This is a genomic window from Sporosarcina sp. P13, from assembly GCF_002743055.1.
Lineage (GTDB): Bacteria > Bacillota > Bacilli > Bacillales_A > Planococcaceae > Sporosarcina.
Genome location: NZ_PDYM01000009.1, coordinates 72,209 through 96,338, shown reverse-complemented (window position 1 = coordinate 96,338; position 24,130 = coordinate 72,209). Strand labels below are relative to the sequence as shown.

The following is a 24,130-nucleotide window of genomic DNA, read 5'->3' as shown; positions in this document are numbered from 1 at the left end:
AAAATGAGTCCGGTCCAATACCGAACTCATTTTGAGCAAGTTGCCTGATGAAATAATCGTGTCTAACTTTAAGGGGTCACTTCATTTCTGGAGGGCCCGCGGTGAGCCAACCGGTCGCTTTGCTCCCCTGGTCGTCTCACCTGTCGGGCTGATCCTCCCAGAGTCGCCACCCTGCACTACAATCCTACTTAGGATGCGGTAGTTATAATCTGTAGTTCAATGAACCCAATAAGTTTAGTTAGTGTTACAATCTTTTATACTTTACAAACTTAGTTCTAATCATAGTTAATAAGCCGAAATCGATGTCCTGTATTCTTAAAGTAGGATTGGAGCGGAAGACGGGCGACTCCTGTGGGATTAAGCGGGATAGGCGAGACCCCGCAGTGTCGCATAGCGACCGAGGAGGCTCCCTCCCGCCCCACGGAAAGCGCCCGTCTGAAGCGCAAATCCCGACCCACTCTCCCAATTCACTCACTACAGTTTCCCGCCAATTCATGCTATCGTGTAAGTAGACTAGGCAAATACGAAAGGGGTTTTGGTTATGCAGGAGATTCGTTATGTGCAGCGGGGTTCGGTGGCGGAATGGAGTTGGCACTCGCTTGTGATTTCCGAATAGCAGTAGATTCTGCAGTCATGGGACTTACGGAGACAGGACTTGCGATTATTCCAGGGGCAGGCGGCACACAGCGATTGCCTCGAATCATTGGAGAAGCAAAAGCGATGGAACTCATTTTAACCGCAAGACGTTTATCTGCTGAAGAAGCACTACATTATGGTCTACTGACAAAAATAGCTCCTGCTGATCAATTGCATAGAACCGTAGATGCGTTTGTAGGTTCATTGCTCGCAAACGGACCTGTTGCGGTTGAACAAGCAAAATTCGCGATTAAACAAGGCATGAACACGGATTTGCAGACAGGACTCGCCATTGAACGTAAGGCATATGAAATGACGTTGCCAACAGAAGATCGCATCGAAGCCCTCAATGCCTTTGCAGAAAAACGTAAGCCGGTGTTTAAGGGACGATAAAGTAAAACCCTTCCGAAAATTTTCATTCGGAAGGGTTTTTCATTTGATCGCATCGTGGGTTCTCCGCCACGATTCTTGCTGCCCAAGCAACTTTCGTTAAAATCGTGGTGGCTCCTTGGCGGTCGGCTTCGTGCATCGCCCGGACATACGCACTATTCGATTCTTTAACAATATACTTCGGTTGTAAATTGTTCAATGTCATCGCGAGCACGTCATTCATACAATGCCCGCATGTGCATGGCATATGCAGTTGGTCTTTATACCTTTTCAGAACGTCCGAGACAACGATTTCCATCATATTATGCACTTTCATAAAGAACTACCCCTGACTACTTCAACTAAAATTACTTCGATAAAGTAATTTTCTTCTTCAGCAACTCTTTACCTGAAATTCCTGGCTTCGTCATTTCGAATGGGTGCAAGATTTGATCTAACTCTTCTTTTGTCAAGATCTTTTTCTCAATCAACAACTCGCGAATAGACTTGTTTGTCAACAATGCCTCTTTAGCAATTTGCGATGCCACTTCATAGCCTACGTGTGGGTTGATCGCTGTGATCACACCGATACTCTTCTCTACGTTCTCTTCCAAGTGCTCAACATTTGCTGTGATGCCATCTAAGCAATAATCACGGAATACGCCAAAAACATTTGTCATAATCTTCAATGATTGTAGTAAATTGAAGACCAAAACGGGCTCCATTACGTTCAATTCGAACTGACCTGCTTCAGAAGCTAATGCAATTGTCGTATCATTACCGACTACTTGGAACGCTACTTGGTTCATCACTTCTGCCATAACAGGATTGACTTTACCTGGCATGATAGAAGAACCAGGCTGTCTTGCGGGCAATGTAATTTCATTCAAGCCTGTACGTGGACCCGATGCCATAAGTCGTAAGTCATTACACACCTTAGACATGTTCAACATCGTCCCACGAAGGGCTGATGACACTTGTACATAAGAATCTGTATTTTGAGTTGCATCTACTAAATGTGTAGAAGATTTTAGTTGGAACCCACTATTATCTGATAAGTACTCTGCTACTTTTTCTATATATAACGGATCTGCGTTTAAGCCCGTACCGACAGCTGTTGCACCCATATTAATCTCATATAAGTAGACACGAGATACACGCACACGCTCGATATCACGACGCAATACCATCGCATACGCTTCAAATTCTTGACCTAAACGGATCGGAACAGCATCCTGCAAGTGTGTACGACCCATTTTCAAAACTGATTGGAACTCGATAGACTTTTTCAAGAATGTTTTATGAAGCGATTCCATGACACCTAGTAATTTATCTACTTTCATCAGTGTCGCAATATGAATGGCTGTTGGGAACGCATCATTTGTAGATTGTGCCATATTCACGTGGGAGTTCGGACTGATAATGTCGTATTCTCCTTTTTTATAACCGAGGATTTCGAGTGCCCGATTGGCAATGACTTCATTGGCATTCATGTTGACTGAAGTTCCTGCTCCACCTTGGATCGGATCGACTAAAAACTGATCACGTAACGCGCCGTTTATTACTTCGTCAGACGCTTGAATAATCGCTTCTGCTAAGTTTTCATCTAATTGACCAATGTCACGGTTTGCTTGTGCTGCAGACTTTTTAACTATCGCAATCGCACGGATCAAGTCCCGGTTTACACGATAACCTGTAATCGGGAAATTCTCAGCAGCCCGTAGTGTTTGAATACCGTAATAAGCATTTTGCGGAACCTTCTTCTCACCAATAAAGTCCTTCTCAATTCTATATAGCGTCTCTTCAACCATCATGCAGAACCTCTTCTCAAATTTTTTTCATTTACTACTTGCTTTCATATACAAATTGCCAGGTGTGGACAGATTATGTACGTCCCTATCTTACCTTAAAGATAGCGTTCAAACCACCCGATAATCTCATTAATTCTGGCTACGCGTAAATTGGGTAATCCTGTTCTAGATAAATCATGATCAGATTCCGGAAAACGAACGAATTCGGTGACTTTTCCTAGATCCTTTAATGTGATAAATAACTGCTCCGCTTGTTCGATTGGACAGCGGAAATCACATTCTGAATGAAGAATGAGTAACGGTGTTTCGATTTTATTGGCATACTTGAGTGGCGAATGTTGCCATAACCTATCCACATCTTGCATACCTGTACGTAGTTGCCAATCAGCTAAATAATAACCGACATCTGAGACACCAAAAAAGCTGATCCAGTTGCTAATGGATCGTTGCGTAACTGCCGCTTTGAAACGGTTCGTATGGCCGACGATCCAATTTGTCATGAACCCACCGTAACTGCCTCCTGTCACACCAAGTCGATCTGCGTCAATCCAAGCTTCTTGTGCCAGCACTTCATCGACACCCGCCATTATATCGGCGTAATCTCCGCCACCATAATATCCACGCACACTGTCTACATGTTCTTGACTATAACCGTGGCTGCCACGAGGATTCACGTACAATACACCATAGCCATTCGCTGCCAGCAACTGCATCTCGTGGAAATAGGTGTTGCCGTACATCGCATGGGGTCCACCGTGAATTTGAACAATTAACGGATACGTCTGACCTTCTTTGTAATCCGCTGGTTTCAACAGCCACCCTTGCACATCAATGTGGTCATTCGTATAGTAAACAGCTTGCGGCTGAACGAGCTGTACTTTTTTCAGCCAGTCTTCATTGAACGAAGTCAGCGCTATACGTTCGCCCGTTGCAATCGTTTGATAATATAGTTCCCCAGGATGCGTCGCTTTACTCACTGTTAGAAGTGCAAATTCTCCATTGGTCGCTACATCATAGCCATAAATATGTTCGTCTTCACCCGTTGCAGGATAGATCGAACCATCAAGCATCGCTGCATATAAACGTACATCGCCCATGACAGATAACTGGAAATAAAGTTGTTCGTCCTCCGTCCAGACCACTCCAGGTGCATAGGCTTGTTGTAAGTGATCGGAAATACTTTCATCTCCAACAGGCGCATCGAGTCCAGCAGTCATGTTCATCGTCAGACCGTCCGTTTGATCATAGACAAAAACATCTGCTTGCGTTGCGTTTTTGAACGTCAAATCAAAGCCAACATACGCAATATAACGGTCGTCTTTTGAAAAATGCACGTTGCCGAAATAGCCTTGTGCATCAAGTAACACCGTTTCTTCTTTCGTTTCAATATCAACTAAAACGAGTGGTGAGCTAAAATCATGATCGTCTTCTTGCAAACGCTTGACGCCCATCACTAGTTGCTTACCATCAGAGGATACGGCTTGCAGTGAATGATGGAACGGCTCAGAAGTGAAATCTGAAATTGTTTCTGTTGCGATATCGATACAGCCAATTTGTGTATATTCGTCTTGCGGGACTATACCGATCCGATCCGCTTTGTATTTCATTTTCGTCACGCGGATCGGTTGCGGAAACTCTTCTTCTGTTTTCTCTGTTGAAGAGAATGTTTCACCTATTTTCACCGTGCCACTACACCAGATTTTCTGTCCACACGGTGACCATTCAAATGAATCGATGCCATTTTTACAATTCGTTAGTTGACGCGCTTCTCCACCACCGACTGGCAGTACGTATAGTTGATTCGTTTCTGTTCGATTGGATAAGTAAGCTAGCATCTTGCCGTCAGCTGACCATTTCGGTGCGCTAACTTTTTGTTTGCCGAATGTCCATTGCGTCACGTCTTTTGTTTCTAGGTCGACGTGATGGATTGCGGAATAATAGGCATTGTCTTCTTTGTTCATTGACGTTACGACTATGACTGCTGTTTTGTCATCTGGCGCAAGCACAGGATTTGTTACTGATTTTGTTTCAAATAGATCATGTATCGTTACTGATCGTTTCCCCATCCAATCTCCCCGCTTTCATAGTGCGTATCTATACGCAACTAGGTATCTACCTCAACCATACCAAGGATGCGCAGAGTTTGGCAATTATTCATGCACTAGATTGTTTGATTGGAAATTTAAGCTAAGGGGTAGTAAATCGTTACACTGCGCTCCAGGCGGACGCTTTCTGGAGGGAGCGCGGTGAGCCAACCTTCGCTACGCTCATTGGTTGTCTCACCTGTCACTCTGATCCTCCCAGAGTCGCCGCCTTGCGCTTCGTTTCACTAGTGTCGTTCTCATCAATAAGCGAATGGAGACTTCCGCTAATTACTACTGACTGCTTTTAGTTCATCTTACAAATAAATAAAAGAGTGACTCTATGTCCGTATTGGACTAGAAATCACTCTTTCACTTAGTTGCTTATGAAATTTGATCAGCTTCTAATCTGATTTTTTAATGAACGTCTTAATATTTTACCAGTTGCATTCTTTGGTAACTCTTTAAGGAATTCAATATGCTTCGGCACTTTATATTTCGCTAGACGTTTAGCACAGAAATCATGTACTGTTTGTTCCGTTGCTTTTGAACCTTCTTTTAGTACTACATAGGCATGTACTTCTTCGCCGAAGTTGGTGTCTGGGATACCTACTACTGCAGCTTCTACTATATCCCGGTGACTGAATAATACTTCTTCCACTTCACGTGGATAGACGTTGAAACCACCGACGATGATCATATCTTTCTTGCGGTCTACGATATAAAAGTAACCGTTTTCATCGCGACGCGCGAGGTCCCCGGTATAGAGCCAACCGTCACGAATGGCAGCGGCGGTTTCTTCCGGTTGCTTATAATAGCCTATCATCACATTCGGTCCACGGACGATTAATTCACCGACTTCGTTAACAGGCACTTCTTCGCCCATTTCATTCACGATTTTATTTTCAACGTTCATGATATTCGTACCAATCGATCCAGGCACACGTTCGCGGTCTAGTGGATTGAAGCAAGTAACTGGCGACGCTTCCGATAATCCATAACCTTCCGATACCCGGACTTGGAACTTCTCTTCAAAGTCATGTAATAACGACACGGGCAGTGACGAGCCTCCTGAAATAGACAAGCGAATCGTTTCGAAGTCTTCCGTTTTTCCTTCCGGATACTGATAAAGGAAATTGTACATCGTTGGAACACCTGCAAAGACCGTTGCCTTTTGCTCGCGAATCAACGTAAAGATATCCCCTGGACTAAAGCGTGGCTCCAGTAAGATGGTCGCACCTTTCAGTAAGGGCGCATTCGCTACAACTGTCAACGCAAAAACATGGAAAAGTGGAAGGGTCGCCACTATGCGATCGTTTTCAGAGAAGCCTAAGTAATCACCGACGTCTCGTGCATTGGAGTAAATATTTTTATGGGACAACATCGCACCTTTTGGATAGCCTGTTGTGCCAGATGTATACAAGATGACAGCGCTCTCATTTTCGTCCACTGTAACTATTTCGGATAACGGCTTCGCTTGTTTCATAAGAGTAGTGAACGCATGGACTTTCGTCTTGATGTGATCCGCTAACGTAGCCAACTTCTCACCTGCATCTGGACCCATTTCACAGACGATAAAGTTTTCAATCATCGGGAACGTTTGACTTGCGACTTCGACAAGTGGCAATAACTGATCAATCGCAATGACAACTTTTGCGTCACTATTTTCCAAGATAAACGAAATTTCATCTGGTGTATATAACGGATTGATTGGCACAGCCGTCGCTCCGATACGCATCGTGGCATACAGTGAAATCAAGTAATGTGGTGTGTTACCGAGTAAAAAAGCAACCTTATCTCCTTCATTGACTCCTAAATCTTTTAAAGCTGAGGCAAACAACGACACTGACAGGTCGAACGCTGCATACGTTGTGTCTTTTCCCATAAAACGATAAGCGATCTTTTGCGGCTTCGTCTGAGCGGTTTCGTGAACGCTAGAAACTAAATTCATACTTTCATCTCCTATTCCAATGAATGAGTAGCCATTCAGTATTTCGTTCATTATACTGACAAAGTATTTATTTGGCAATAGTTTTCCGAAAGTTTTGTGAACTGATTGGATAAAGAACAACAATAGCAAGCTGAAGGTAATACCTGATGAGTGGTCCAGGATTGGAGCTACAGAGGTGGACGCTTTCCGGGGGGCACGGCCTTAAGCCTCCTCGTTCGCTTCGCTCCCTGCGGGGTCTCAAGGCGCGTGCTAATCCCCCAGGAGTCGCCACCTCTTCCGCCCCAATCCCACACTTAGACTACAAGTAATTTTAGACTGCCTTGTAGTGTTTGTGTGACTTAATATCTATTCTTCACCTTTTTAAATTCAAGTGAAAACACTAAGTACAAAGCTGAACCTTCCACTTGTTCACTTAAGGAAAAGACACCAGTGAAGCGAAGTGTAAGGCGGCGACTCCCGGAGGATCAGCCCGACAGGTGAGACGACCAGGGGAGCTTGCGACCGGTTGGCTCACCGCGGGCCCTCGGGAACGCGTCCGCCTGGAACGCAGCGTAACGGTATACCTTCCACCTCCCCAAGGATACAAAAAATTCACAAACTAAAAACACCCACTTCTTCAAGAAGTAGGTGCCTTAATATGTGAGATGTAGCGCCAGCGGATTAGGTAGAAGTAGAAGATCTGCATGACTGTGAAGCCCAGCAGAACTAGCGTTAGCTCCTTCACAATCGAGATCTCAGCCAATGCGTCCCAGATCACCTGCAGCGACAAAAACGCAAAAACACTGTGGATGAATGACACACCCCACGGGAAGAAAAACTGCGGGATGAGCTGGCGATTGACGATTTTCTTAAACTCCCGATCCGTCATCCCGATCCGTTGTAACACCGCATACTGCTTGCGATCATGGCTAAGTGACGTGTACAGCCTAAAGTAGATAAAACTACCTGACGCAAGGAAAAATACGCCCGCTAGCAACAGACCTATAAACAGTAGCAACGAAAACGTCATGCGAATATGTGAATAATTCAGACCCGGATTCTCAAACTCGAAACGAACAGGCGATTTGTTCTCTAATACAATACTTGCGAGCACTTGTGAATTGATTGATAAACCAATATCCTTCGTCTCTTGCCATTTTTCAATATTGAATGCATAGTAAGTAAACGCTAACGAACGCTGAGCGGATTGTTCTACTACTCGATCAAAATCTAAATGATTCACTACAATTGTATTAAGTCCGAGCGCATTTGGTGGAAATAGCCGATAGGGATAAATCCCTTTGATTTCCAGTGACATGTTACTTTCCGCTAGCTCCGTATGCACAAACCTTTTTGCTAATTTACTTGCATCCGAAGCACTAGCCGGCAAGAACAATGCATGTCCTTGTTCTAGCTGAAGCGGCTTTTCGCCAAATGACATAGCAAGTTCATTTAAATCTGCCAATTTCACAATATTGACTCTGTTTTTTGTATAGGACGATTGTTGTTGTAGCACGCGAAATCGTACAGCCCAATAGTCGATATCTTGCTGTTCTAATTCTGTCGTCAGTTGTGCAATGTGACGATACTCGTACTCATTATGCGGAAAACTTTTATACACTAGCCCCAGTGGATTCACTTCACGGTATTGGGAAGCAAATGATGTCAAAGATGCAAGAATACCAACTGACATAAACGCGATCGTCGAAACGATTGTTACGATGAAGAACATCCGTGCATTTTCTTTCAGTCGTACAATGCTTTCGGAAATCGAAATCATCCAGTAATCACGCCAAAAAAACTGCTTTTGTCTGCGTAACGCATGTAAAATAAGTGGTAATGTATCCGTAAAGAAATAATACGTACCAAATGTTATAAGGGGCGGTAGTAAAAAGAACAGACTAATAATACTAGAGCGCGAAACGAATGTGGCCATAATATATGCGAGAAGCAATAAACTGACGCCAAATATACCGCGACTTTTTGAATACGTATAGACCGATTCTACGGCCATATCACCATGCAGTAAGTCTGAAATTTTCCCTTGTTGGATAAAGACAGGTGCTATATAAGAAATGATTGCAAATAAACTTAGGAAAGCACCAATCGTCAAGGCGAACGGTTTCCATGACAAATAAAGCGGCAACACCGGGATTTGCACAATCGCTTTGACAATCATAAAGAAAAACTTCGAGAACATAAAGCCGATGAAGATTCCTGTTATGATTGAAGCAAAACCAAGTAACATCGTCTCGATGAAAATAAGTCGATGCAATTGCCGTCTTGCCATACCGAGTAACAACAACACACCAAATTCTCTAGAACGCGCTTGCAAGAAAGATCGCATCGAATAGAATAGGAAAAATAACGTGAAGATAAAAAGTATAACTTCCGCTATCCCCATTCCAAGTGATGAAATTTCTTGTAAGAACGTATTTTCAATCGACGGATGAAACAGTAACATCGAGTACAAAAAGAACACCATGACCGAAAACACACTCGCCATGAAAAATGCTGCGTATACCCTTCGATTTCGTAAAACATTACGGTAAGCGAACTGTCGAAAAGTCATTCACATTCCCTCCAAGTAATGACAGCACATTCAAAATACGCTGGAAGAAAGTTTGCCTACGTTCATCTTTATAAATTTCATTGAAAAACTCACCGTCTTTAATGAACAACACGCGATCACAATAACTTGCAGCAATCGGATCATGCGTGACCATAATAATTGTCGTCCGTTCATGTAAGTTGATATGTTCAAGTAATTCCAACACATCTTTTGCAGATTTCGAATCCAAATTTCCTGTTGGTTCATCCGCTAGAACAATTGTCGGCTGATGAATCAACGCACGTCCGATCGCTGTACGCTGCGCTTGTCCACCTGATAATTCATCCGGTCGGCGTTCTAAAATTTCTTCCAGATGCAATTTCTTCGCCATATCTTGTACTCTGTCCTTCATTTCTTCAATAGGAAGTCCATCAAGAGTGAGTGGCAACACCAAATTTTCTTCCACCGTTAGCATTTGCAGAAGATTAATTTCTTGAAAGACGAAGCCGATCTGACGTCTGCGAAACAAAGCAATTTCGTTTTGACTAAGCGTTTCCGGCTCGACCCCACCAATGACGATCTTGCCGTATGTTGGTATATCCGTCGCCATCAATAAATTCAGCAACGTCGTCTTGCCGCTCCCCGAAGGTCCCATGATGGCTACGAACTCCCCTTCTTGGACGTCAAAATCCAACTGAGTCAATGCGCGATGCATCACTTTGCCTTCGTAAATTTTCGTAACATCTTCCATTTTAACGATTGGTTTCTTCATTTGGCTGTTCACCTGCCTCTCCATCTGTAAATAATAGCTTGATTGTTGTACCTTCGCCTAGTTTTGACGAAATCGTTAGCTTATGGCCAAGACGCTGACAGACTTCGGACGCGATATATAAGCCCATCCCAGTAGATTCACCGGTTAATCTGCCGTTTTCTCCTGTGAAGAACGCTTTCGTCACACGATGCAAGTCAGATGCGGGTATACCGATTCCTTCATCCGTTATTTCAAGCAGTAGTCCTTCTGGCTTTTGTTCTGCGGTTACATATATTTTCTTACCTTTTTCAAACGTATATTTTACCGCATTCGTGATAAATTGATTGAGCATAAACTTAATCCATTTACGGTCTGTTGCAACGGTCAACTGTTCATCGACAGTTAACACAGGAAAAAGGCCTTTCGCGATAATGAGACGCTTATTTTCATTAAACACTTCTTGTAGAATCATTTTTAGCGGCAGTCGCTCAATCTGCATATCATCTTCAAACGTTTCGAGCCGTGCATTGACTAGGACGATTTCAAGACCTGTCTGGATGCGCTCTACTTCTTGGCTAATACTCTTCTTATCCACTTCGTCTTCCTGCAACAATAAATTGATAACAGAAATCGGTGTTTTCATTTGATGGACCCACTGATTCATAAATTGTAGATGGCGATGTTGCACATTATATAGCGTCTGAACTTCATGCTGATACAAACGGTACAACTCACGAGTGAATTCTGTCGTTTTCCGATGTTCTGGTGTCAATACATGACGAATGAGTGCTTCTTCCATCTTCTTTGGTTTTTCAATAATTTTTGCATAAAATGACCGTCGCATAATGAACTTGCTAGTCAAATAGCCCGCTGTCAGCAACACGCTCATCGCGACAGAATAAATAGCTGTGTTTGGATTGCGGAAACCGTCAAGCCAATATAGTAGCAAGATGAATAGGACAAGTCCGAGTTGAAACAGCATAAATGACACATGTTCTCTTAAAAACAGCATGAACGCCTTCATTATCCCTCCGACTCCGGCACGAATCTATAGCCAGCACCGCGCACAGTTTCAATCCACGAATTGACATCATAATCCGTTAACTTTTTACGTACACGCGCCATGTTTACATTGAGGGTATTTTCATCTACAAACGATTGATCATCCCATAATTCTTCTAGAAGGCGTTCTCTTGAAACAACTTTCGGTGACTCCCCCATTAGCAATTCTAAAATGACACATTCCTTTTTCTGAAGGGGAATCTCTTCCTCCCCTTTTTGCAAGGTCATTCGTTCTATATAAAGCGTCAAATCACCAGACACAATCACTCGTTCTGATTGATTGGGCGAATATTCTCCCACGGATCGACGCAAGTGACTTTTAATTTTTGCTAGTACAATTTCATAATGAAAAGGTTTTGTGATAAAATCATCGCCACCATTTTCAAGTGCAAATACTTGATCCATATCTCCCGAACGTGCGGAGATGAAAATAATTGGACACATTGTATGTTGCCGCAATTGTCTACACCAATAATAGCCATCATAAATCGGCAAGTTAATATCGAGCAATACTAAATGTGGGTTATAAGCTACACATTCTTCCACTACCCGATCAAAGTCTTCGATCACTGCCACTTCATACTGATACTTCTCCAGCGTGCCCGCCAGCAATTGCGCAATCTTCTGATCATCTTCCACAATGAAAATTCGACGTTTCACTACAATCCCTCACTTCCTATTGTATGTAGTATAAGCGTATTTGAAAAAAAGCGCATGCCTCGCAAGACACGCGCTTCACACTTAGTAGATTAATCCAACAAATTCATCCAGTTGAATGCCACCTAAAATCTTCTCTACATCCATTGATTCGAGTGCATCTGTAATCGCTTGGCGTTCATATTTTACGCCAATCAATCGTTTTTCTATTTCCGCTACTTCCCCAACACCAAAGAAATCCCCATAAATATGAATAGCCTCGATACTACCTTTTTCAACATGCAAACGAACATCTATGCCACCCACCGGAAAACGCTTGGATTGTTGTACGTTGAATTTCGGTGAGCGTCCATAATTCCAGTCCCAATTGCCATAACGTGCAGCGGATAGCTCGTGGATGTTCTTCCAATCTTCTTCTGTTAATTCCTTGTATTGAATATTCTCTTCACCATCGAATATCGAATTCAAGATTTCTTGTCTGAACTGTTCAATCGAGATGGGTTGTTCTAGAAACTCTGATATATTCGCTACTCTGCTACGAATGGATTTAATCCCTTTAGACTCAATCTTGTCTTTCTTTACTTTCAGCGAGTTCACGACACCTTCCATATCTGTATCAAACAATAATGTACCGTGACTAAACATGCGGTCGCCCGTCGCGAATTGTGCATTACCCGAAACTTTACGTCCATCGATTAAAATATCATTGCGTCCTAGTAGTTCAGCTTTGACACCCATCTTCGCCAAAGCATCTGTGACAGGCTCTGTGAACTTCTTGAAGTTGCGGAATGAATCGCCATCATCTTTTGTAATAAAGCTGAAATTCAAGTTTCCTTGATCGTGATAGACCGCCCCACCACCAGATAAGCGACGAACTACATGAATACCTTCGCGATCCACGAACTCTGTATTTATTTCTTCAATCGTGTTTTGGTTTTTACCGATGATGATAGATGGTTCATTGATATAGAACAGCAAATAAGAATCCTTATCGATATCCATTGTTTTTAACGCATACTCCTCAATCGCTAAGTTAATTCGTGGATCTGTAATCCCTTTATTGTCGATAAACTGCATATTTTTCTCTCTCCTCACAATTTTGTCACATTATTTTTAGTTAATTCTCTCAATTTAGAACGTTCAAAACCCATGTAAAGCGCGTCATGAAAGGCTTAAAGCCATTTTAACAGAAATACAGATGGAGTGTTGACTTTTACGCACTGTTATAATACACTATAAATAGATCAAGGAGTTATACAACAACAAACAAAAGGGGATTGATTATTATGGTAGAGAGCATCGTAGAATTCTTCAAGAACTTGCCGGCAAAGGTTTGTGTGTCATGCGGAAACGAAATCGAAGAGCAGCATGAGTGCTACTCAAATCAATGTGATCACTGTAACGTAAAATAAATTAACCTTTCATTCGGCGGATATGCATATATTCGCTTTTTTTTATGTTTAAAAATAGATAGTCGCTAGACAAAAACAGTTCAAGTAGCCGATTAGAATGGCTACTTGAACTGTTTTGCTTGTAGGAAATAGATAGTACGTAGAAATGAATACATGGTGCGTGGTCCGGGATTGAAGCTACAGAGGCGGACGCTTTCCGGAGGGCGTGGCTTGAGCCGCTTCCATCGCTGCGCTCAGTCCAGGGTCTCAAGGCGCACGCTGATCCTCTCGGTGTCGCCGCCTCTTACGCTTCAATCCCATAAATATATTACAGGTACATTTAGATTTCATTGTAGTTTTTAAGTGACTTAGTGTTGCATCTTTACCTTTTTAAGTCCAAATGAAAAGACAAAGTCGAAAGCTGAATATCCACTTGCTATCTTCAGGGAAATATCTAGTGAAGCGGAGTGTAAGGCGGCGACTCTGGGAGGATCAGCGGGACAGGTGAAACACCCAGAGCGTAGCGAAAGCCGTAACGAAGAACGGCTTTTGCGAGTAAAAGCGAAGCGTTAGGAGCATCGGATTTAAGGTGTGGTTCACCGCGCTCCCTTAAGACACGCGTCCGCCTGAAACGCAGCGAAACGGCATTCCCTCACCTTCTAACTTACTTTAGTCTACAATTTAAAAAGCTCAAGCAACCATATACACTGGCTGCTTGAACCTTTTTTATTTGAATAGCTGTTTCAAGACGTTCTCCATAGCGTCGACTCCCTGATTGATACAGTCCGGCAGGCCGACTCCGTTATAGGAAGCGCCTGCTAGTTGAATCATAGGGTATTGTTGCCGGAGTTCTTCTTTAGCTCTAAGTACTTTCTCTTTATGACCCACCCGATACTGCGGCCGGTCATCTTTCCAGCGTGTAATAATACAGAACTCTGGCTCACCTTGAATATCCAGAATCTCCCGCAAGTCTTTTAGCACAATTTTCTCAATATCGCTGTCAGGCAAATCAACAATTGCCTCTTCCCCAACACGTCCAACGAATGCTCTGACCAACACTTTATCATCAGGAGTCGTTGTCGGCCATTTTCGATCGACTAATGTACAAGCCGTAATCGAGTGATTACTACTGCGCGGAACTAAGAAGCCGGTACCATCAATTTCACGTTTTATCGCATCTTTAGGAAAGCCGAGTGCTACTGTAGCAACAGACGTCATCGGTATTGTTCCTAATTCCTTAAGCAGTCCGTGCGACTCAAATAATTGCCGCGCCACTGTATGGCTTGTCGCCAAAATAACAGCATCTGCGTCAATTTGCTGCTGATCACTTAAAGTTAGAATTGCACGCTCACCTTGCTTGTTGATTTTGACTACGCGCGTACCTTTCATGACGTCTACTTGATCAAGTTGCTTTTCGAGTGCATCTACCACGGACTCCAAGCCATTTTTGAATGTATGGAACGCACCCATTTTCTTTGAACTATGGCTATTTTTTTGCGGCAACTGTTTAGGCGTTGTTTTTTTCATGCCCAAAATTAAGCTTCGATAGTTTTTTTCCACCTCATAAAACTGTGGGAATGTTGATTCTAAGCTCATATGTTCAATATCACCGGCATAAACACCCGACAGCAACGGCTCGATTAGATTTTCCACCACTTCTGTACCGAAGCGTCGTCTGAAAAATTTACCAAGTGACTGATCGCCCGTTACTCCAGAACGCGGAAGGACAAAATCACCCGCTGCTCGTAACTTGCCGCTTAAGCTAAATAGCCCCGACGTGATAAATGGTTTAATTTCGGTTGGAATCCCCATCACAGCGCCTGCTGGAATAGGATGCATTTTACCATGCAATAAAATATAGGCTTGGCCTGTCGCATTTCTAACAAGCTGATCCGCTATTCCCAAATCACTAGCCAATTGATCCACACTTTTCTTGCGTATTAAAAAGGAGTCGGGGCCACGTTCGATCACATAGCCGTCTCGATGGACTGTTTGGATTTTCCCACCTAGTTCAGTAGATGCTTCTATTAAGGTGATATCTAGAGGAAGTCCATGCTCACGGGCTTCTTTTTGCATATAATACGCTGACGAGAGCCCAGTGATGCCTCCACCGATAATGACTACTTTTTTTCGTTCGCTCATGTCCTCCGTCACTCCGATCCTTCCAAATTTAAATCGATTCTTTCAACTGATCAAGTACAGCGTCTGCCATTGCATCTACAAATAATGGATCAGTATTCGGCATAGCTGGTCTATGGTAGACCGCACCGATATCGTCACAAACGACTTTACACTCATAATCATTGTCGTATAACACTTCCAAGTGATCGGAAACGAAGCCTACTGGCGTATAGACAAATGATTGGTAGCCTTTTGTTTCATGTAATTCACGTGTTAGATCTTGTACGTCTGGTCCTAACCAAGGATCTGGTGTTTGTCCTTCACTTTGCCAACCTAGTGCATACGTTTTTACACCCGCTGCTTCTGTGATCAACTCCGCCGTTTCTTTCAGTTGATCTGCGTACGGATCACCGTTTGCTAAAATCTTTTCAGGCAATGAATGCGCTGAAACGATAAGACATGTATTTTCACGTTCTGCTTCGTCCATTGCATCATATGTTTGACGCAATTGATTGGACCAATAGTCGATGAACTTAGGTTGCTTGTACCAACTTTCCACAGAAGTCAAAGAAATACCATGCTTGTCCGCTTCTTCTTTCGCGCGGCCGTTATAGGATTTTACTGAGAATGTAGAGAAATGCGGTGCTAATACGATAGATACCGCTTCTTTAATACCGTCATTTTCCATTGCTTGTACAGCATCTTCAACAAATGGCGCAATATGTTTTAAACCGATATAAACATTGAATTCGATGTCGTCTTGTATTTCGTTTAAACGATTACCTAATGCATATGCTTGATCTTCTGTAATGCGGGCAAGCGGAGAGATACCACCGATCGCTTCATAGCGATTACGTAGATCCTCCAGCTGTTCTGGTGCTGGTGGACGGCCTCTTCTAATATGCGTGTAATATGGCTCTAAATCCTCATAGGAGTAAGGTGTTCCGTAAGCCATTACGAGTAAACCCATTTTCTTTTTCGTCATCATGTTCACCTCAAGGTCGATTTTTATTTTGCGCGTAATTGTGCACTGTATTCGTGTACAAAAGCTGTCAAGCGTTTCAATGTCGCAGGCTGTACTTCTGGGAAGACACCATGTCCTAAGTTAAAGATATGGCTGCCGTGTTCAACGCCTTCTTCGACAATACGCTTCGCACGTTCTTCAATAACTGACCAATCTGCAAGTAACAGCGTTGGATCCAGGTTTCCTTGAAGCGTCTTTGTAAGACCACGTTCCCCTGCTTCTTTAATAGATAAACGCCAATCCAATCCGACTACGTCTACTGGAAGGTCATGCCATTCATTTGCTAAGTGGCTTGCCCCTACACCAAATGTAATCAACGGGACGTTTAGCTTACGAAGTTCAGAGAAGATACGTGTCATCGTTGGTTTGATGAAAATTCTGTAGTCTGAAACGTGTAACGCTCCTACCCATGAGTCAAAGATTTGCACAGCTTTAGCACCCGCTGCTACTTGTGCTTGGATATATGCAATCGTCATATCCCCTAATTTATCCATTAACGCAAACCAAGCCTGTGGTTCAGAAACCATAAATGATTTTGTCAAATTATAACTTCTCGACGGTCCGCCTTCAATCATATAACTCGCAAGTGTGAAAGGCGCTCCAGCAAAACCAATCAGCGGAACATTCAATTGTTCTTTCGTTAGGATTTTGATTGTTTCCAAAACGTAGGGAACTTGTTCTTCCGCTGAAAACTCGCCTAGCTTTTCAATATCTGCAACGGAACGAATAGGATTAGAGATTACTGGACCCACGCCCGCTTTAATCTTTACGTCCACTCCGATTCCAACTAATGGTGTTACAATATCTTTATATAAAATAGCTGCATCTACATCATACTGATCAACAGGTAGCTTTGTTACATAAGCACATAATTCAGGTTGATGTGTGATTTCTTCCAAGGAGTATTTCTCTTTAATTTTCCGATATTCTGGTTGTGAACGTCCCGCTTGACGCATGAACCACACAGGTGTGTGCTCAATTTCCTCGCCTCTTGCTGCACGCAATAACGTATCATTAAATGTTGTCATTTTCACCGATTCCTCTTTCCATAATTTTATGCTTTACAGTTGTTAAGAAGATATACGTTACTCATAATAAACGGTTGATTAGTCAATGTATAGCGAATTGCGACTTTGTCATAATTTTGTGCTTGGTTTACCTCCTAACCTGCCATGGTTTAGACAATGATTTACTTTAAACTAGCTATCTCAGTGTTTGATTCGAGTAATTTTAGGGAACTAATTACTATAGAATGTAAAATAGTTGTTACTAGCCAAAGGAGGAAGTATCGATGAATATTTATATAACGACTGGAACTATCGATTTTATGGAAAAGGTCAAAGATAAGCATGTGAATGAATCTATATTTTTAATGAACGGTGGCGGTCACACGCTTTTGTTACATGAAACGAATGGCAAATCCGTGTTCCAAACACCACGTAAATATGAAGTAGTAGGTACATTTGGTAGCCTGACAGAACCTGGATACTTTGCGCTAGACAACGTCGCAGTAACGGATGAAGGTAAACCGATTTTCGAACATCGTTACAAAGAGATGGGCGAAAAACTTCAAAGCATCCCTGGCTTCATCGCTTTCCGTCTATTACGCCCCATTGGTTCTGATACGTATATTATTTTGACGGAATGGACGGATAAACGCTTATACAATTTATGGCGTAACTCACCGGGATATAAACTATCTAATCCGAATGATTTCAAGGATCAAGGCGGCTCGACTCTACACATTTTCGCAAGTGCACCTTATACCGCGACTTACAAGACACCGACTGAGGAGGTTTGACGATTACACGTCAAACCTTTTTTTCGTACTTTTATCTAAAACTTCGGATTTCGAAATTTGCGACCCTTCACTCTACTTGTTATAATAAACACTGTGTTTCACATGTGGATTCTTAGTCTGGAAGGGGTTATTTTAATGAAAGATCGATTATTCAAGAAGTTAGAACAATCTTATGACGATATGGTAGAGATTCGACGCTATTTGCATATGAATCCAGAAGTTTCATTTAAAGAAGAAAAAACCGCTGCGTACATTGCGGATTTTTATAAACAATTGGGAATCGATATTCGAACAGGTGTCGGCGGTAACGGTGTAGTTGCACGCGTAAAAGGTAGTAAGCCCGGGAAAACCGTGGCAATGCGTGCGGACTTTGACGCGCTACCTATACAAGATCAAAAAGACACACCGTACGCTTCTAAAGTACCTGGTGTCATGCATGCTTGCGGACATGATGGTCATACAGCAACACTTCTGCAACTAGCAAAAGCACTAAATGAAATGCGCGAAGACTTAGCCGGTGAATATGTTTTCATCCATCAACACGCTGAAGAAATGGCTCCAGGTGGCGCGATTGCAATGATTGAAGATGGCTGTCTTGACGGAGTAGATGTGATTTTCGGTACGCATCTTTGGTCACTTTATGATACAGGGGTCATTTACTATGCAGCGGGTCCGGTTATGGCCGCAGCTGACCGCTTCTCGATTAAAATACAAGGTGCTGGTGGACATGGTGCTTCTCCTCAGCAAACAAAAGATGCGGTCGTTATCGGTTCGCAGTTAGTCATGAACTTACAACAAATCGTTTCCAGACGTGTAGATCCAATCGAATCAGCTGTATTATCAGTCGGCTCTTTCGTTGCAGATAATGCGTTCAACGTTATCGCGGACCAAGCAGTTTTAGGTGGCACGGTGCGTACATTCACACCAGAAAACCGTGATTTGATGGAGCGGGAAATTAAGCGCGTAGCAGAAGGTACAGCAATCACAAATGATTGTCAGATTGAAGTAGAGTATTTCCGAGGCTATCCCGCAGTCATTAATCATGAAAAAGAAACAGAATTCCTAAAAACGGTTGCAGAATCTATTCCTGATCTAAAAGGTGTAGAGGAAATGCAACCACAGATGGGCGGAGAAGATTTCGCGTATTACTTGGAAAAAGTGCCTGGCACATTCTTCTTCACAGGCGCTAAACCAACAGATGCTTTCCCTCATCACCATCCACGTTTCGACATTGATGAAAAAGCAATGATTGCAGCGGCCAAAACACTTGGTGTAGCCGCAATTGAATATCAGAAGTGATCTGAAGCCACCGACAGCACATTTTGTCGGTGGCTTTTTAAAATTATAATTGAAAGAATATGAACTATTTAATAGAATATTTTATATTTTCTCATTTTTATTATTGATTTTAGCTTATTCTGTCATATAATTAATAAAACGAGTATATCGTCCTATTACTAGGGAGGGAACGCTGTGGTAAATCAGCAGAATTTGTCTTCTTATATCGTTACGTTTCATACTTTTGCATTACTTCATGGACAACATTCAAATCCATTCTATACAAAAGTTGTAGAAAACAATCGCACATTCATTGTCGAAAAAACGCCTTTAGAAATTATGAAAGACTCTTGCGCTCATTATCGTACGAACTTTGATTCGATTATTAACAGTTCAAAAAATGATTTAAAAAATCGTCCAAAGCCGCCAATCATGCTAACACATTTATATAATCGACCGCTGTTATTCTTTCCTTTACTGTCACCAACACTACATAAAAATTCGTGGGTTGCTTATCATGCAGTGAAAGATACACATCAATGTAAAAATGGCGTCTCTGTTGTATTGAAAAATGATACGCATATGCCATTGGATACTTCGATGGCAACTGTTTACCGTCAATTGGCACTGTCACACATACTGTCGTTACAATTTGACAATACCCAAGAAGAATTAAGAAGTTCCTATTATATGATTATGGATCGTAAAAATTCTGACGCTCCAATTTCCTAAGATATTGATTTAACAGCTCTTCGGTACGATTACGTAAACGTACATTCAAATAGCGGCGTGTCTCTTCATAGCCATTGTGCAAGAATAGATACTCCGTAAATAATTCGTCTGTCGCTTGACGAACCACTTTCATATTACGTTGCCGTAAATAGTTCGCTGTTTTTTGTAGATCAATCGTTACGGCATCCATCGTTTCATCCAATAAATGAAAGTATGGACTTTTTAGTTTCAATGGAACTTGCTGTAGAATACTTCGGTCTCGTTCTAGAATGGTTAGTAGCATTGGTAAGTATATATAGTTCTCCATATAGGGTAATGCCTCATTGGGAAGGAAAGGCATGTAGGTCACCTCCTCGGGTAGGAACAAGTGTTCTTACACAAATTATAATTCTATATAGTTAAAAATGCAAGCATCTGTAGTATGGTAAACTTTTTTCATTTTTCTACATAAAAAAGCTCCAGCGTATTTGCTGGAACTTTCATTAGTTTTTAGGTTCGTTTCCCGATTCGTCACCGATAAAGTAAATAGAAAAGACTTTCCATTGACCGCCTTCTTTACTAAAGACAGTCACTTGACGTCCTTCTGGTGCATTCTCTACGCCGCTTTTCAGGTCAGTAAATGTCGTTTTTATTGTAGTGAATAATTGTGCTTCTTTTTCATTATATTTCACAATGGTTTCATTATCAGCCTCACGTTTTACAGATGCCGATTTGAATATATCTTCTAAAACTACACGTTCTTCTTCGAGATCGTATTTTTCGTTGGATAATGTCGCGAGATAACCGTCGATGTCCTGATTGTTAAACGTCTCAATATATTTATTAAATGTCGCTAGTATAGCCTCGCGTTCTTCACCCGGAACACCTGCTGCTTCTTCGACTTGATCGCCCGACATACTGAACCCTACTTTATTGTCATCCACACCATGATCAATTACTCCATTTCCAGGAGTTGCTTCTCCGTTATCGACATCATTTGGATTTGTATCTTCTGAATTATTACATGCACCTAAAACTAAAGCCAAAGCAATTGATGCGGCTGCTAATTTCTTTTTCATAATTTCCTCCCACATAGAGAAAAAGGCCTTTCAATTTTAAAAGACCTTTTCATTTTGTTTTATTTAACTTCTACCCAACCATTTTTGATTGCTGTAACGACTGCTTGTGTGCGGTCATTCACATTCATCTTCTGTAGTATACTAGAGACGTGGTTTTTCACGGTCTTTTCTGAAATGAATAGCGTTTCACCGATTGTTCGGTTACTCTGGCCATCTGTCAATAACTGTAATACTTCACATTCACGCTTCGTCAATAAATGAAGTGGACGACGGATATCGTTTTGTTGGAATGATCCTTTATGTTCTCTTTCACTCAAACGACGGAATTCAGATACGAGGTTATGCGTCACTTTCGGGTGCAAATACGACCCACCATTTGCTACTACTTTAATAGCTTGTACAATTGCATCAGCATCCATCTCTTTCAACATATAACCAAGTGCACCTGTCTTCAACGCATGTGTCACATAAGATTCGTCATCATGAATAGAGAGCATGATCACTTTTGCATCTGGGTATTCATTCACTAACTGCTCTGTAGCATCGATACCATTCATACGCGGCATATTAATATCCATAAGAACGACGTCCGGCTCGCACTGACGATACACTTCAAGTACTTCACTTCCATCGTCACCTTCAGCTACTACGTTAAACGAATCTTCAAAATCCAAAATTCGTTTTACACCTTCTCGGAATAACTGATGATCATCTACGATTAAAATTTTTGTTGTTACCATATTCTATTCCTCCCAATGTATACGTCACTTACAGTTCTTCATCTAGCGGTATTCGTAAAAGAAGCGATGTGCCTTCTCCAATTTTCGAAATTACATTCATGTCTCCTTTTAATAAATCCACACGCTCCTGCATCCCAATCAAACCAAATGATTTTTCTTTTACTTCTTTTGTATCAAAACCGCAGCCTTTGTCTTTAACGAGTATATTTACAGTATCGCGCAACCACTCAATTTTCACCCAGATTTCATCTGTTTTCGCATGTTTGATAGAGTTATTCACAGATTCCTGTATAAGTCGAAAAATCCCCACTTCAAAATTGGAATTGAATCTTCTTTCAGCTCCATTGCTATGAAAATGGATGGTTAGCGGTGCCTTATATTCACTAATGGTTGATAAATACTTCCGTAATGTCGGAACAAGCCCTAAATCATCTAAAGCCATCGGACGAAGATCATAAATAATACGTCGCACTTCCGATAATGCTCCCCTTACCATCTCTTTTAGATAAGACAGTTCCTGTAAGGCTTTGTCCGGGCTATGTTGTACAAATATCTTCTCAATCAAGCCAGAACGCAACAACACATTCGCTAACATTTGTGCGGGTCCATCGTGAATATCACGTGACAGTCGCTTTCGCTCTTCTTCTTGAGCTTGAATAATTTGAATAGCAAAGTCTTGTTTATGACGAGCCGTTTCAAGAGCTGCACTTACATTTTTCAAATCCGATGTTAAGTAAGTAATCACAGTAGTTACTTGATTAACAAGTTGATCAGCTCTTTCAATTGTCGAGAGTAGCATCGCAAGCCGGCGTTCCAGTTCATCTCGTCTCTCCCGCAACTGCTTTTCTTCCATTTTATTGATCGAGACGCGTACAAGCAAATCATTTGCAACACTATAAGCCCGCTTCACTTCATCTTCGCTGTAATTTATGAAATCCTTCGACACGTTTGCCAAGCGTTTTCTAGAGTGGCGTGACATATCTTCTAAATAGTCGCCTTCCGTTATGACATGCGAAATGCTTTCTTTCACTTCCACTAACTCTTTTTGCATTTCTTCAAAACTTTGGCGGCTTTGTTCACTAATTAAAAATATGTCAGTTTTCGACCGATCCATCACATTTACCATATCGCTAAAGATATTTTCCATTTGTTGGATGTCTATCGCCTTCTCGTTCAAATTACTCCCTCCCGCACCTGTCTATGTAAAATATGCGAAGTGAGCAGCATTGCAGTTTAGCCTAATTACTTATACACTTCTACTAACAGTATATCATCACAATGATGTAAAAGTATTATAAGTATATTACAAATGTAGGGGGTTCGACAAATGCGAGCAAATTATAAAACAGTACAAATTTATGGCGAAAGTGAATTCGTGATTCAAAAATCCCGTTTTCTTTCATTTGTTAAACGAGTTGAGACAGAACAAGATGCGATGGACTTCATTCAAGAAATTAAAAAAGATCATCATACAGCGACACATAATTGCTCTGCTTATATAATTGGTGAACACGACCAGATTCAAAAAGCCAATGACGACGGGGAACCTTCAGGCACAGCTGGCGTTCCCATATTGGAGGTCCTGAAAAAGCAACAGTTAAAGGACACTGTCATCGTCGTTACACGTTACTTCGGTGGCATTAAACTTGGCGGTGGTGGATTGATTCGCGCCTATGGTAAAGCTGCTTCAGAAGGAATTGCAGCAACAGGTGTTGTAGAAAGAAAATTGCATGCATTGACAAAAGTCACCATTGATTATACATGGCTCGGTAAAGTTGAAAATGAAGTACGACAATCTGTTTACCCATTAAAAGAAATTGTCTATGAGGAGGACGTCGAACTGTTTTTATATGTTCCTGTGGAAGATGACATAACTTTTACTGAATGGATTATGGAACTTACTAACGGGCAAGTTATTGTTACGCAAGTATGTCATGAGTTTCTAGAGTTTGCCATTTGATATAACTATACGTCAGTTCGAAAAACAGTTATAATAGATAAAGGTGCAACTTACTATTGATACGCTATTTTTTCAATTAAACGTGTAACGGAAGAAGTAGGAACACCTTCCTATTTTGGCAAGTCACGGCTTACTTTTGCTTGACTCGCCATTGGCGGCTTTTCGTGCCGTACACCT

Annotated in this window: 21 protein-coding genes and 1 pseudogene; 6 read left to right on the top strand and 16 right to left on the bottom strand. The window is 41.8% G+C overall.

Translation table 11 applies throughout. The features are described from left to right. Positions 1-570: 570 nt before the first annotated feature. Positions 571-1,029: pseudogene (locus CSV79_RS06815) on the top strand (enoyl-CoA hydratase-related protein); the annotation flags it as partial. A 22-nt stretch (positions 1,030-1,051) separates the two neighbouring features. Here CSV79_RS06815 and CSV79_RS06810 read toward each other — a convergent pair. The 9 genes from CSV79_RS06810 to lplA all read right to left on the bottom strand — a co-directional run bounded on the left by CSV79_RS06810 (position 1,052) and on the right by lplA (position 12,925). Further along, positions 1,052-1,342: a late competence development ComFB family protein gene (locus CSV79_RS06810; RefSeq protein WP_099688291.1), complete on the bottom strand. Its 291-nt coding sequence runs from the start codon at positions 1,340-1,342 to the stop codon at positions 1,052-1,054. 31 nt (positions 1,343-1,373) lie between these two features. Beyond that, complete coding sequence (aspA, locus tag CSV79_RS06805) at positions 1,374-2,819, bottom strand: aspartate ammonia-lyase (protein WP_099688290.1); 1,446 nt, start codon at positions 2,817-2,819, stop codon at positions 1,374-1,376. A 92-nt stretch (positions 2,820-2,911) separates the two neighbouring features. Then, positions 2,912-4,882: a S9 family peptidase gene (locus CSV79_RS06800; RefSeq protein WP_099688289.1), complete on the bottom strand. Its 1,971-nt coding sequence runs from the start codon at positions 4,880-4,882 to the stop codon at positions 2,912-2,914. 412 nt (positions 4,883-5,294) lie between these two features. Continuing rightward, positions 5,295-6,848, bottom strand: coding sequence for a fatty acid--CoA ligase family protein (locus CSV79_RS06795; protein ID WP_099688288.1), 1,554 nt, complete (start codon positions 6,846-6,848; stop codon positions 5,295-5,297). A 616-nt stretch (positions 6,849-7,464) separates the two neighbouring features. Continuing rightward, positions 7,465-9,399, bottom strand: coding sequence for an ABC transporter permease (locus CSV79_RS06790; RefSeq protein ID WP_099688287.1), 1,935 nt, complete (start codon positions 9,397-9,399; stop codon positions 7,465-7,467). Continuing rightward, a complete protein-coding gene (locus tag CSV79_RS06785) occupies positions 9,371-10,150 on the bottom strand; it encodes an ABC transporter ATP-binding protein (protein ID WP_099688286.1) in 780 nt (259 codons plus the stop codon). The genes CSV79_RS06790 and CSV79_RS06785 overlap by 29 nt, the downstream gene beginning before the upstream one ends. After that, the gene (locus tag CSV79_RS06780) at positions 10,131-11,153 is read right to left on the bottom strand and encodes a sensor histidine kinase (protein ID WP_099688285.1); all 1,023 of its coding nucleotides are present in this window, start codon (positions 11,151-11,153) and stop codon (positions 10,131-10,133) included. Before CSV79_RS06780 ends, CSV79_RS06785 begins: the two co-directional genes overlap by 20 nt. Further along, positions 11,153-11,851, bottom strand: a complete 699-nt coding sequence (locus CSV79_RS06775; protein WP_369824931.1) for a winged helix-turn-helix domain-containing protein — start codon at positions 11,849-11,851, stop codon at positions 11,153-11,155. Before CSV79_RS06775 ends, CSV79_RS06780 begins: the two co-directional genes overlap by 1 nt. 81 nt (positions 11,852-11,932) lie before the next feature. Next, on the bottom strand, positions 11,933-12,925 hold the full coding sequence (gene lplA, locus CSV79_RS06770) for a lipoate--protein ligase (RefSeq protein ID WP_099688283.1): 993 nt from the start codon (positions 12,923-12,925) through the stop codon (positions 11,933-11,935). A gap of 209 nt (positions 12,926-13,134) precedes the next feature. Between lplA and yhfH the strand changes: the two genes are divergently transcribed. Beyond that, on the top strand, positions 13,135-13,260 hold the full coding sequence (gene yhfH / locus CSV79_RS06765) for a protein YhfH (protein WP_099688282.1): 126 nt from the start codon (positions 13,135-13,137) through the stop codon (positions 13,258-13,260). A gap of 705 nt (positions 13,261-13,965) precedes the next feature. On the opposite strand, the gene hemY is transcribed toward yhfH, so the two are convergent. Genes hemY through hemE form a run of 3 tightly spaced genes read right to left on the bottom strand, consistent with a single transcriptional unit; the run spans position 13,966 to position 17,412 of the window. Continuing rightward, a complete protein-coding gene (gene hemY, locus CSV79_RS06760; protein WP_099688281.1) occupies positions 13,966-15,381 on the bottom strand; it encodes a protoporphyrinogen oxidase in 1,416 nt (471 codons plus the stop codon). Positions 15,382-15,409: 28 nt separating this feature from the next. Further along, positions 15,410-16,345, bottom strand: coding sequence for a ferrochelatase (gene hemH, locus CSV79_RS06755; protein ID WP_099688280.1), 936 nt, complete (start codon positions 16,343-16,345; stop codon positions 15,410-15,412). Between the two features lie 23 nt (positions 16,346-16,368). Continuing rightward, positions 16,369-17,412, bottom strand: coding sequence for a uroporphyrinogen decarboxylase (gene hemE / locus CSV79_RS06750; RefSeq protein WP_099688279.1), 1,044 nt, complete (start codon positions 17,410-17,412; stop codon positions 16,369-16,371). Between the two features lie 263 nt (positions 17,413-17,675). Between hemE and CSV79_RS06745 the strand changes: the two genes are divergently transcribed. The 3 genes from CSV79_RS06745 to CSV79_RS06735 all read left to right on the top strand — a co-directional run bounded on the left by CSV79_RS06745 (position 17,676) and on the right by CSV79_RS06735 (position 20,195). Further along, the gene (locus CSV79_RS06745) at positions 17,676-18,185 is read left to right on the top strand and encodes an antibiotic biosynthesis monooxygenase family protein (RefSeq protein WP_099688278.1); all 510 of its coding nucleotides are present in this window, start codon (positions 17,676-17,678) and stop codon (positions 18,183-18,185) included. 135 nt (positions 18,186-18,320) lie between these two features. Then, positions 18,321-19,484, top strand: coding sequence for a M20 family metallopeptidase (locus CSV79_RS06740; RefSeq protein WP_099688277.1), 1,164 nt, complete (start codon positions 18,321-18,323; stop codon positions 19,482-19,484). A 174-nt stretch (positions 19,485-19,658) separates the two neighbouring features. Then, positions 19,659-20,195 carry a competence protein ComK gene (locus CSV79_RS06735; RefSeq protein ID WP_099688276.1) on the top strand — a complete coding sequence of 179 codons (537 nt, stop codon included), beginning with the start codon at positions 19,659-19,661 and terminating at the stop codon, positions 20,193-20,195. On the opposite strand, the gene CSV79_RS06730 is transcribed toward CSV79_RS06735, so the two are convergent. The 4 genes from CSV79_RS06730 to CSV79_RS06715 all read right to left on the bottom strand — a co-directional run bounded on the left by CSV79_RS06730 (position 20,158) and on the right by CSV79_RS06715 (position 23,170). Continuing rightward, positions 20,158-20,535, bottom strand: a complete 378-nt coding sequence (locus CSV79_RS06730; protein WP_099688275.1) for a YhjD family protein — start codon at positions 20,533-20,535, stop codon at positions 20,158-20,160. The genes CSV79_RS06735 and CSV79_RS06730 overlap by 38 nt on opposite strands. A gap of 142 nt (positions 20,536-20,677) precedes the next feature. Next, positions 20,678-21,253 carry a nuclear transport factor 2 family protein gene (locus tag CSV79_RS06725; RefSeq protein ID WP_099688274.1) on the bottom strand — a complete coding sequence of 192 codons (576 nt, stop codon included), beginning with the start codon at positions 21,251-21,253 and terminating at the stop codon, positions 20,678-20,680. A gap of 59 nt (positions 21,254-21,312) precedes the next feature. Further along, on the bottom strand, positions 21,313-21,993 hold the full coding sequence (locus CSV79_RS06720) for a response regulator (protein ID WP_099688273.1): 681 nt from the start codon (positions 21,991-21,993) through the stop codon (positions 21,313-21,315). A 28-nt stretch (positions 21,994-22,021) separates the two neighbouring features. Next, positions 22,022-23,170, bottom strand: a complete 1,149-nt coding sequence (locus CSV79_RS06715) for a sensor histidine kinase (RefSeq protein ID WP_199171882.1) — start codon at positions 23,168-23,170, stop codon at positions 22,022-22,024. Positions 23,171-23,320: 150 nt separating this feature from the next. Here CSV79_RS06715 and CSV79_RS06710 point away from each other — a divergent pair, with 150 nt between their 5' ends. Further along, positions 23,321-23,953, top strand: a complete 633-nt coding sequence (locus tag CSV79_RS06710) for a YigZ family protein (protein WP_099688272.1) — start codon at positions 23,321-23,323, stop codon at positions 23,951-23,953. Positions 23,954-24,130: the final 177 nt, after the last annotated feature.